The 10,018-nt window shown below is 67.4% G+C and carries 8 protein-coding genes; 5 read left to right on the top strand and 3 right to left on the bottom strand.

Translation table 11 applies throughout. The features are described 5' to 3' along the window. Nucleotides 1–31: 31 nt before the first annotated feature. On the top strand, nt 32–1,780 hold the full coding sequence (locus tag ABL840_RS25980; protein ID WP_093304034.1) for a ShlB/FhaC/HecB family hemolysin secretion/activation protein: 1,749 nt from the start codon (nt 32–34) through the stop codon (nt 1,778–1,780). 46 nt (nt 1,781–1,826) lie between these two features. Next, nucleotides 1,827–2,498, top strand: a complete 672-nt coding sequence (locus ABL840_RS25975; protein WP_093304037.1) for a CC0125/CC1285 family lipoprotein — start codon at nt 1,827–1,829, stop codon at nt 2,496–2,498. A gap of 50 nt (nt 2,499–2,548) precedes the next feature. Here ABL840_RS25975 and ABL840_RS25970 read toward each other — a convergent pair whose 3' ends face one another. Further along, the gene (locus ABL840_RS25970) at nt 2,549–4,072 is read right to left on the bottom strand and encodes a phosphoethanolamine transferase (RefSeq protein ID WP_418116377.1); all 1,524 of its coding nucleotides are present in this window, start codon (nt 4,070–4,072) and stop codon (nt 2,549–2,551) included. A 305-nt stretch (nt 4,073–4,377) separates the two neighbouring features. Between ABL840_RS25970 and ABL840_RS25965 the strand changes: the two genes are divergently transcribed. Then, nucleotides 4,378–4,839 (top strand): SH3 domain-containing protein, encoded by a 462-nt coding sequence (locus ABL840_RS25965; protein WP_093304040.1) that lies wholly within the window; start codon nt 4,378–4,380, stop codon nt 4,837–4,839. 6 nt (nt 4,840–4,845) lie between these two features. Here ABL840_RS25965 and glpK read toward each other — a convergent pair whose 3' ends face one another. Continuing rightward, entirely contained in the window at nt 4,846–6,342 is a 1,497-nt protein-coding gene (gene glpK / locus ABL840_RS25960) for a glycerol kinase GlpK (RefSeq protein WP_093304042.1), read from the bottom strand. 19 nt (nt 6,343–6,361) lie between these two features. Further along, complete coding sequence (locus ABL840_RS25955) at nt 6,362–7,132, bottom strand: DeoR/GlpR family DNA-binding transcription regulator (RefSeq protein WP_093203053.1); 771 nt, start codon at nt 7,130–7,132, stop codon at nt 6,362–6,364. A gap of 122 nt (nt 7,133–7,254) precedes the next feature. On the opposite strand from ABL840_RS25955, the gene glpD reads away from it, so the two are divergent. Beyond that, complete coding sequence (glpD, locus tag ABL840_RS25950; protein ID WP_093203050.1) at nt 7,255–8,913, top strand: glycerol-3-phosphate dehydrogenase; 1,659 nt, start codon at nt 7,255–7,257, stop codon at nt 8,911–8,913. A 30-nt stretch (nt 8,914–8,943) separates the two neighbouring features. After that, nucleotides 8,944–10,017, top strand: a complete 1,074-nt coding sequence (locus ABL840_RS25945; RefSeq protein ID WP_093203048.1) for an ABC transporter ATP-binding protein — start codon at nt 8,944–8,946, stop codon at nt 10,015–10,017. Nucleotide 10,018: the final 1 nt, after the last annotated feature.

Below are 10,018 nucleotides of genomic sequence, written 5' to 3'. Positions count from 1 at the left end.
CGGGGTTTCTTGGCGTGCCGTGGATAAAAAAATGATTAGGGAAGTTCGATTGCCTGCACATACCGCACTGGCTGCGGCTCTTCTTGGTCTCCCAATCCTGGTGGCAGCTCAAGCTGCTAGTACACCCCAGCCCTTCGTCGAGCAGCAGCGACAGCAAGAGCGCGAGAGAGCGTTGCGCAAGCAGAACGAACGCACCGTCGACCAGCGTCCACAGGCCGCGCCACCGGCTCCGGCTCAACGCATCCCTGAATCCGAGTCCCCGTGCTTTCGTATCGACCGCGTGTTGCTGGTTGGCGAGCAGTCCGAATCTTTCCAATGGGCCGTTGCCGATCTGTTCGGCCCTGAAGGCAATGATTCCCCAGTCGGGCGCTGCCTTGGCACGGCGGGCGTCAACGTGGTCCTCGCGCGTGCGCAGCAGGCCGTCATCGCCCGCGGCTTCGTCACGACCCGTGTGTTGGCTTCCCCGCAAGACTTGTCGACCGGCACGCTGACCCTCTCGCTGGTGCCCGGCCGCATCGCAGCCATTCGGACGACGCCTGATTCTTCATCTACGCTGCTCGGCAGTTCCGCCTTGCTGGCCACGGCCATTCCCGCGCGCCCAGGTGATCTGCTGAACCTGCGCGACATCGAACAAGGCCTGGAGAACCTCAAGCGCGCCCCGACAGCCGAAGCCGACATCCAGATCGAGCCTTCAACTGCCCCCAACGCCAAGCCTGGTGACAGCGACCTCGTCGTCAAGTACGTCCAATCCAAGAAGTGGCGCGTCACCCTGAGCCTGGACGACAGCGGCACCGAAGCCACTGGCCGCTACCAGGCCGGGGCCACCCTGTCCCTGGACAACCCCTTCGGCCTGAACGACCTGTTCTATGTCAGCGCCAACCACAACATCAACGACCACGTCTTCGGTGACCCGGCCAAGGGCACCGAAGGCCAGACCGTTCACTACTCGCTGCCCTACGGCTACTGGCTTCTGGGCCTCACGGCCTCCAACAGCCAGTACCACCAGAGCGTGGCCGGCCTGAACCAGGACTACGTCTACGCCGGCAAGACCAACAACGCCGAGGTCAAGCTCTCGCGTATCGTCTACCGCGACCAGAGCCGCAAGACGAGCGTGGCGATCAAGGGCTGGCGCCGCGAGTCGCGCAACTTCGTGGACGATACCGAGATCGAGGTGCAGCACCGCGTGGTCGGCGGCTGGGAGCTCAGCCTCAATCACAAGGAGTACCTCGGCGAGGCGACGCTCGAAGGCACGCTGGCCTACAAGCGCGGCACCGGTGGCTTCGGCTCGCGCACCGCGCCAGAAGAAGAGTTCGGCGAAGGCACCTCGCGGTTGAAGCTCTACACCGCCGACATCAGCCTCAACGCACCGTTCAAGCTCGGCGAGCAGAAGATGCGCTACTCCGGCCTGATCCGCGCCCAATGGAACCGCACGCCGTTGACGCCGCAGGACCGCTTCGCCATTGGCGGGCGCTACACGGTGCGAGGTTTCGATGGCGAGACGAGCTTGATGGGCGAGCGGGGCTGGCTCATCCGCAACGACATCGGATGGGCCGTGGGGCAGAGCGGGGCGGAGCTGTACGTCGGGGCTGACTATGGCCACGTGGGCGGCCGCTCGACGGTCGACCTGCTCGGCCGCAGCCTGGCCGGGGCCGTCATCGGCGTGCGCGGCCAGTGGAGCAAGCTGAGCTACGACTTCTTCGTTGGCGCGCCGATCAGCAAGCCGGAGGGCTATCGCACTGCGAAGGTCACGCTGGGCTTCAATCTCAATGCAAGCTTCTGAATCACATCACAACAGATCAACTGCTCAGTATTCAGGGAGAAAACTCATGTCCACGAAGATGGTTGCAACGCTGGTCGCAGCAGTTGCATTGACTGCCTGTGTCGCTCCAACGCAATACCGGGAGGCTGGTGCGGGCGGAAACAACTTCGGTTATGCAAGCAGCAAGTTGTCCGACCAGCTGTATCGCGTGCGCTTCACGGGTTCGTCACGCACGCCCTTGCGATGGGCCGATGCGTTCGTGCTCTATCGCACCGCGCAGATCGCGAAAGAGGCTGGCGCGCCAGCGTTCAAGATCGTCGAAGGCTCGGTCGACACCACGGTTCTTGCAGGCGACGATGTCCTTGGGCAGATGAGCCCGTTGGCTGATGTTGAAGTCAGTCGGGTGGCGCTGCATCCGCAGCGCGAAGGCGACCAGATCGTTGCAGCCCATGACCCTCACATGCAGCGAACCGCAGGTGCGGTGCCCGTGTTCCGGGCGCCGCCGGCGCCGACGATGGTGAAGAGCCAGGCACCCTTGTTCATCTACATCCCGTCCAGTGGCCCGGGGCCCGCGCAGCCGGTGCGCTCGATACTCGTCGAGTTGCGATCCGATCCCAAGAACATGGATGCGCAGACATTCGTCACCGAAGAAGTACTGAGTCGCCTGGGGCCTCGGATCAAGCATGCGGAGATGCCGGTGAAGATGACCCGCGCGTGGCAATCTTCCTCGGCCTCTTGAACCCTTGATCGCAAGATGAGTTCGTTCCGCAGTCGTTCGACCGTCAAGAACTAGCGGGAGAACGACTCAACCTCCACCGGAATCCCCGGCGCCTGCCACCGATAGGACTCCGCCAGCACATCCCGCTCAGGCTGCTGCCCATTCCACCGAATGTTGAGCAGATCCATCAAGGTCCACCCCGTCCAGTCCGCACGAAACGGCTGCAGCGCCGCATCCTGCGGCAGCGGCTGCCGGTTGCGCCACACCACGGCTGGAATGCGGTAGCCCGAGGCCGTCGACGGGCTATGCCCCGCGCGGTCGCTCACATGGCCGACCTCCTGCCCGTGGTCCGACAAATACATCCACGCCCGGTACTCGCCCTGCTTGCCCGGAGCACGCGTCTGCTGCAGCAACTCCGACACCACGAAGTCGTGATACAGCAGCGCCGCGTCGTACTCCTGCCGGAAGCGCCGCACCCAGGCCGAGCGGCCGTCCTTCACCAGGCCGTTTTCCACCGCATCGACGTTGTCGTCGAAGGGATTTGCGTTCTCGGGAAAGCGCAGGCTGTAGTGCGGGTGCGCGCCCATCAGGTGGACGACGATGAGCTTGCGGTCGGTGCTGGTGTCGGCCAGTGCTTCCTGCACGCAGTCGAGGATCTCGCCGTCGAGTGACGCGCTTGCGCGGCCCGGCGTGCGGTTGACCATGTCGATCACGTCGGCGAGGCGCGCGTGCTGCTGTTCGATGGCGAGGTCGTCGTGGTTGCTGATCCACCAGACCTTGTAGCCGGCGGCGCGCGCGAGTGCCAGCACGTGCGGCGGGTTCTCCGCCTCGGGCAGGCCGAAGTGGAACATGTTGCGCAGGGCGGGGAGGGTGCTGGCGTCCACCGACCATGCGTTCTTCAGCACGGCCATCTGGTCGCCGGTCTGCGCCTTGTGCGCCAGCAGGCGCGGCGTGGTGGGGCGGCCGTAGCCGTAGAGCGCCATGTTGTCGCGGTTGATGCTGTCGGTGATGACCAGCACCACGGTGGAAGGTCCAGCCTGCGTCATCATCGGCGCGATGGCCTTGGCCTGCGCCATCAGGCGGTCGCGCTGCTTCTGCTGGTCGGCCCAGGCGGAGCGCAGCGTGTGGAGGGAGTCGATCCACTGCGTCCAGAAGATCGCGGGATGCAGCCTGCGCCAGGGCTTGCTCGCATAGGCCACGCAGGAGAGCAGGAGCAGGAGGGCGATCAGCGCCACGATCCATCGCGACGGTCGGGCGGATGCGGCATTGGCCACCGCGCCGCGCCGCGCGAACACGCCCACGAGCACGCCGGCCACGACCAGCGCCGCCCCCCACACGGCGGCCGAGCGCCAGTGCATCAACAGGTATTCGGAGCCCTCGCGCACATTGGTGTTGGCCGCGGCGCCCAGCACCATCGCGCCATCGGGCGCGGCCTGGTAGGTGTCGAGCAGATAGGCGCGCACCGCGCCGTCGAGCGCGAAGCCCATGGCCCAGAGCCAGACCAGCAGCGTGCGAACGCGCCGCATGCGCGCGCTGCGCAGCGGCCACGCCAGCCACAGCACCATCGGCATCGCGAGCACGGCGAGCTGCGCCATGCGTCGGCCGTCATGGCCCAGTGCGATGAGCGCCAGCAGCGTCGCGCCCACCACGCCGCAGGCGAGCAGCGCGTTGCGCGACGACGACGTGGATGCGTCTTTGGGCAGGGTGGTCAAGCGGGTGGCGCGGCGAGTCGGGGGGCGGGCGGATTCTGCCCCGGGGCTCGCGCGGCAGCCCCCAGTGCCCCGATGACGGCGAGGCCCTTTGGCGAGCCGGTGCACTCAGGGATATCCCCGCGGAACTTATCCGGCGGCAGGTGCCCAGACGGGCTTTCCTCAACTCCCCGGAAAGGAACCCCCGCTCCATGCTCAGATTCAGCCGTCTGCCCGCGCTCCTGCTCGCCTTCGCTCTTTCGTGGATGGCACTGCCGCCCGCGAATGCCGCCCAGACACAGATGGTGAGCGTTGCCGTCAAGACGCTGAACATGCGCACCGGCCCCGGCCAGCGCTACGAGACGCACTGGACGGTCACCAGGGGCTATCCGTTCCGCGTGATCGGCAAGAAGGGCGACTGGCTCAGGGTCAGCGACTTCGAGGGCGACAAGGCCTGGGTCTTCCGTCCGATGACGAACAAGACGCCGCACCATGTGGTGAAGGCCCAGTCGGCCAACCTTCGTCGTGCGCCCGGTGCGCGCAGCCCGGTCGTGAAGAAGGCGGGCTACGGCGACGTGCTGCGCACGATCGAGCGGCGTGGCAACTGGCTCAAGGTGCAGCACGAAGGCGGCGCCACCGGCTGGGTGCAGCGCAGCTTCGTCTGGGGCTGGTAGGAGGGCTCAGGTCGCGGTGGCCTGGCGCACGGCGCGCTCCCAGCGCGCCATCGATTCCTCGGCCTGCGCCCGGCCCATGGTCGGCATGAAGCGCCGCTCGATCTTCCACAGCTTCGAAAGCTGGCGCGCGTCGGTGTAGACGCCGGTTGAAAGGCCCGCGAGGTACGCGGCGCCCAGCGCGGTGGTTTCGATGACCTCGGGCCGCACCACCGGAATGCCCAGCAGGTCGGCCTGGAACTGCATCAGCAGGTCGTTCACGCTCGCGCCGCCATCCACGCGCAGTTCGGCCACCGGCTTGCCGCCGGCGGCCACCGCGTCGCGGCTCATGGCCTGCAGCAACGCGGCGCTCTGGTAGGCGATGCTCTCCAGCGCGGCGCGCGCGATGTGCGCCACAGTGGTCCCGCGCGTGAGGCCGGTGATCGTGCCGCGCGCGTCGGCATCCCAGTAGGGCGCGCCGAGGCCGGTGAAGGCTGGCACCATCATCACGCCGCCCGCATCGGGCACGCTCTCGGCGAGCGACTGCACCTCCGCGCTGCCCTTGATGGCCTTGAGCCCGTCGCGCAGCCACTGCACCACGGCGCCGCCGACGAACACGCTGCCTTCCATCGCGTACTGCGGCTTCGCATCGGTCTGCGCGGCGCTGGTCACGAGCAGGCCGTTGTGCGAGGGCTGGAACTCGCCGCCGGTGTGCATCAGCAGGAAGCAGCCGGTGCCGTAGGTGTTCTTGGCCATGCCGGCCTCGAAGCAGGCCTGGCCGAAGAGGGCGCTCTGCTGGTCGCCGGCCACGCCGCCGATGGGCAGCGCGTGGCCCAGCAGGGCCGCGTCGGTGTCGGCGAAGTGGGAGCTCGAGGGCTGCACCTTCGGCATCAGCGAGGCCGGAATGTCGAGCGCCTTCAGCAGGTCGGCGTCCCACTCGTTGCCGTGCACGTTGAAGAGCATGGTGCGCGAGGCGTTGCTCACGTCGGTCACGTGCACCTTGCCGCCGGTGAGCTGCCACATGAGCCAGCTGTCGACGGTGCCGAAGGCGAGCTCGCCGCGTGCAGCCTGCTCGCGCGCGCCCGGCACGTTGTCGAGCAGCCAGCGCAGCTTGGTGCCGGAGAAGTACGCGTCGATGACGAGGCCGGTCTTCTCGCGGATGGTGTCGGTCATGCCTTCGTCGCGCAGCTGCGCGCACAGCGGCTCGGCGCGACGGTCCTGCCAGACGATGGCGTGGTGCACCGGCTGGCCTGTCTTGCGGTTCCACAGTACGGTGGTCTCGCGCTGGTTGGTGATGCCGATGGCGTGGATGTCGGCGGGCTGGAGCTTCGCCTTCGCGAGCACTTCGCGCGCGGTGGCGAGCTGGCTGCGCCAGATTTCCATGGGGTCGTGCTCCACCCAGCCCGGCTGCGGATAGATCTGCGTGAGTTCCTTCTGGGCGATGGCGACGATGTGGCCTTCGCGGTCGAACACGATGCTGCGCGAGCTGGAAGTGCCCTGGTCCAGGGCGAGCAGGTAGGTGGTCATTCGTTCGTGTTCCTTCTTGTCAGTTTTCGCGCGCGATCTCCAGGCGCACCTGCGCCGCGTGCAGCAGGTCGGCGAACGGCGCCGGCGGCTCCGCGTCGGTGAAGAGCCGGTCGATCTGCGAGAGCGTGCCCAGCTGGATCATCGCCGGCCGGTTGAACTTGCTCGCGTCGGCGGCCAGCCACACCTCGCGCGCCTGCGCGATGATGGTCTGCGCCACCTTCACCTCGCGCAGGTCGAAGTCGCGCAGCGAGCCGTCGGCCTCGATGCTCGACACGCCGATCAGCGCGATGTCGACCTTGAACTGGCGGATGAAGTCGATGGTGGCCTCGCCCACGATGGCGCGGTCGCGCGGGCGCACCGAGCCGCCCGCCACGATCACCTCGCACGAGGTGTTGCCGCTGAGGATGGTGGCCACGTTCAGGTTGTTGGTGATCACGCGCAGGCCCGTGTGGCGCAGCAGCGCCTTGGCGATGGCCTCGGTGGTGGTGCCGATGTTCAGGATCAGCGAGCAGTCGTTGGGCACCAGCTGTGCTACGCGGCGCGCGATTCGCGCCTTGCCTTCGGCGTGCAGCGTCTCGCGCTGCTGGTAGCCGATGTTCTCCGTGGTCGAGCTGGGCACGCGCACGCCGCCATGGAAGCGCGTGAGCAGCCCTTCGTCGGCCAGCCGCTGCACGTCGCGCCGCACGGTCTGCAGGGTGACGCCGAGCATGTCGGCCAGTTGCTCGACGGTGACGGAACCGCGCGCGCGCACGGTGTCCAGGAGGTTGATCTGGCGCGGGTTGGAGTTCACAGGAGCGTCGTGGAAAGCGGGAAGACTTCGGCCGCGGAGGCCGGGCGCGTCACTTTAAAGCGAAAAAAAACGAAGCCAACTAAGGGAAAACTCGTAGGAAAATCGCGCCAAAAGGAATCCAAATGAAAAAACACGAAAATACAATGGCCGCCGTCAGTGACCAAAGTCACGCTTCAACGGACCCAATTCCTGTGAGCGATTTTTCTTCCGTTTCGCCAGCGCCGGCCACCGATTGCGACGTGCTCATCGTCGGCGGCGGCATCAACGGCTGCGGCATCGCGCGCGACCTCGCGGGCCGCGGCTGGCGCGTGGTGCTGTGCGAAAAGGACGATCTCGCCTCGCACACCTCGTCTTCCTCCACCAAGCTGATCCACGGCGGTCTTCGCTACCTCGAGTACTACGAGTTCTCGCTGGTGCGCAAGGCGCTGCAGGAGCGCGAGGTGCTGCTCAAGAGCGCGCCGCACATCATGTGGCCGCTGCGCTTCGTGATGCCGCACGACCCGTCGATGCGCCCGGCCTGGATGATCCGCATCGGCCTGTTCATGTACGACCACCTGGCCCGCCGCGAGGTGCTGCCCGGTTCGCGCAGCGTCGACCTGCGCCGCCACGCCGCCGGCAAGCCGCTGAAGGAGCAGTACAAGCGCGGCTTCATCTATTCCGACGGCTGGGTGGACGACGCGCGCCTCGTGGTGCTGAATGCGCTGGACGCCCAGGCGCGCGGCGCCGAGGTGCTGACCCGCACGCGCTGCGTGCACGCGAAGCGCGACGCCGACGGCTGGACCGCCACGCTGCTGGGAGCCGATGGCAACAAGCGCACGCTGCGTGCCCGCGCGGTGGTCAATGCCGCGGGGCCGTGGGCCGAATCCTTCCTGCGCGGCGTTGCGCAGTCGGCAAGGGGCGAAGCCCTGGCCACCAAGAGCCTGCGGCTCGTGAAGGGCAGCCACATCGTGGTGCCGCGCCTGTTCGAGCACGACCACGCCTACATCTTCCAGAACCCCGACAAGCGGATCATCTTCGCCATTCCCTACCAGGACGAGTTCACGCTGATCGGCACCACCGACATCGAGCTCACCGGCGACGACCCCGGCGCCGCGCGCATCGCGCAGGAAGAGATCGACTACCTCTGCACCCAGGCCAGCCGCTACTTCGACAAGCCCATCGCGCCTTCCGACGTGGTCTGGACCTACTCGGGCGTGCGTCCGCTGCTGGACGACGATTCGGGCGATCCCTCGGCCGTCACGCGCGACTACCTGCTCGAGTCGAACACCGAGGCCGCGCCGCTGCTGTCGGTGTGGGGCGGAAAGATCACCACCTTCCGCAAGCTGGCGGAGGACGCGGCCGACGAAGTCGGGCGCATGCTGGGCCAGACGGGCGCGCAGCGGCCTGCATGGACCGACGGCGCCTTCCTCGCGGGCGGCGACCTGTCGGGCTGGATCGGCGCGGCGAAGCGGCCCGACGACGACTTCGAGCGCTTCGTGTCAGCCGTGCAGGCCAGGTACCCGTGGCTCTACGGCCAGCTGGCGCGCCGACTCGCACGGGCCTACGGCGCGCGCATCGATCAACTGCTGGGCGAGGCGAAGTCCTTCGCCGACCTGGGTGCCGAAGTGGCGCCCGGCCTGTTCGAGCGCGAACTGCGTTTCCTGCAGGACAACGAGTGGGCCGTGAGCGCCGAAGACGTGCTCTGGCGGCGCTCCAAGCTGGGCCTGCACTACACGCCCGAAGAGCGCGAGCAGGTCGCGCGCTGGCTGCAGCAGCAACAACCCCGCGCCAGCGACAACTAGGCCGGACACAAGGGAAGAGGAAGAGCGCCAATGCAATTGACACTCGAGCGCGTCACCAAGAAGGTGGGAGCGCAGACATGGCTCTACGAGCAGAGCATCGCGCCGAAGAGCGGCGCGGTCACCGTGCTGCTCGGCGCCACGCAGGCCGGCAAGACCAGCCTCATGCGGCTGATGGCGGGCCTCGACGCGCCGACCACCGGCAAGGTGATGGTCGACGGCAAGGACGTGACCGGCATGCCCGTGCGCGAACGCAACGTCGCGATGGTCTACCAGCAGTTCATCAACTATCCGTCGCTCAAGGTGGCGGACAACATCGCGTCGCCGCTCAAGCTGCGCGGCGAATCGAACATCGATGCGCGCGTGAAGGCGCTGGCCGACAAGCTGCACATCGGCATGTTCCTCGACCGCTATCCGCAGGAGCTCTCGGGCGGGCAGCAGCAGCGCGTGGCGCTGGCGCGCGCGCTCGCCAAGAACGCGCCGCTGATGCTGCTCGACGAGCCGCTGGTCAACCTCGACTACAAGCTGCGCGAAGGCCTGCGCGAGGAGCTCACGCAGCTCTTCGCCACCGGTGACTCGACCGTGATCTATGCGACCACCGAGCCGGGCGAAGCCCTGCTGCTCGGCGGCTACACCGCGGTGATGGACGCCGGCGAGCTGCTGCAGTACGGCCCCACGGCCGAGGTGTTCCATGCGCCGCAGTCGCTGCGCGTGGCGCGAGCCTTCAGCGATCCGCCGATGAACCTGCTGCCCGGCACTGCCACCGCCGGCCGCGTGCAGATGGCGGGCGGCCCCGCGCTGGCGCTGGCATTGTCCGAGAGCGTGTCGGGCCCCGTCACCGTGGGCCTGCGCGCGAGCGCATTGAACGTCGATGCGGGGGAGGGCGACATCGCCCTGCCGGGCAAGGTGGAGCTGGCCGAGATCTCGGGCTCCGACACCTTCGTGCACGTGGAAACCGCGGTGGGCGAACTGGTGGCGCAGCTCACCGGCGTGCACCGCTTCGAACTGGGCGCTTCGCTCACGCTGTACTTCAGCGCGTCCCAAGCTTATGTGTTCGATGCCAGTGAAAAGCTGGCGCTGGCGCCTGCATGGCGCAAGGGAGACTAGT

It is taken from the genome of Variovorax sp. NFACC27 (assembly GCF_048301545.1).
GTDB lineage: Bacteria > Pseudomonadota > Gammaproteobacteria > Burkholderiales > Burkholderiaceae_C > Variovorax > Variovorax gossypii.
This window is presented reverse-complemented; position numbering and strand designations above follow the sequence as displayed.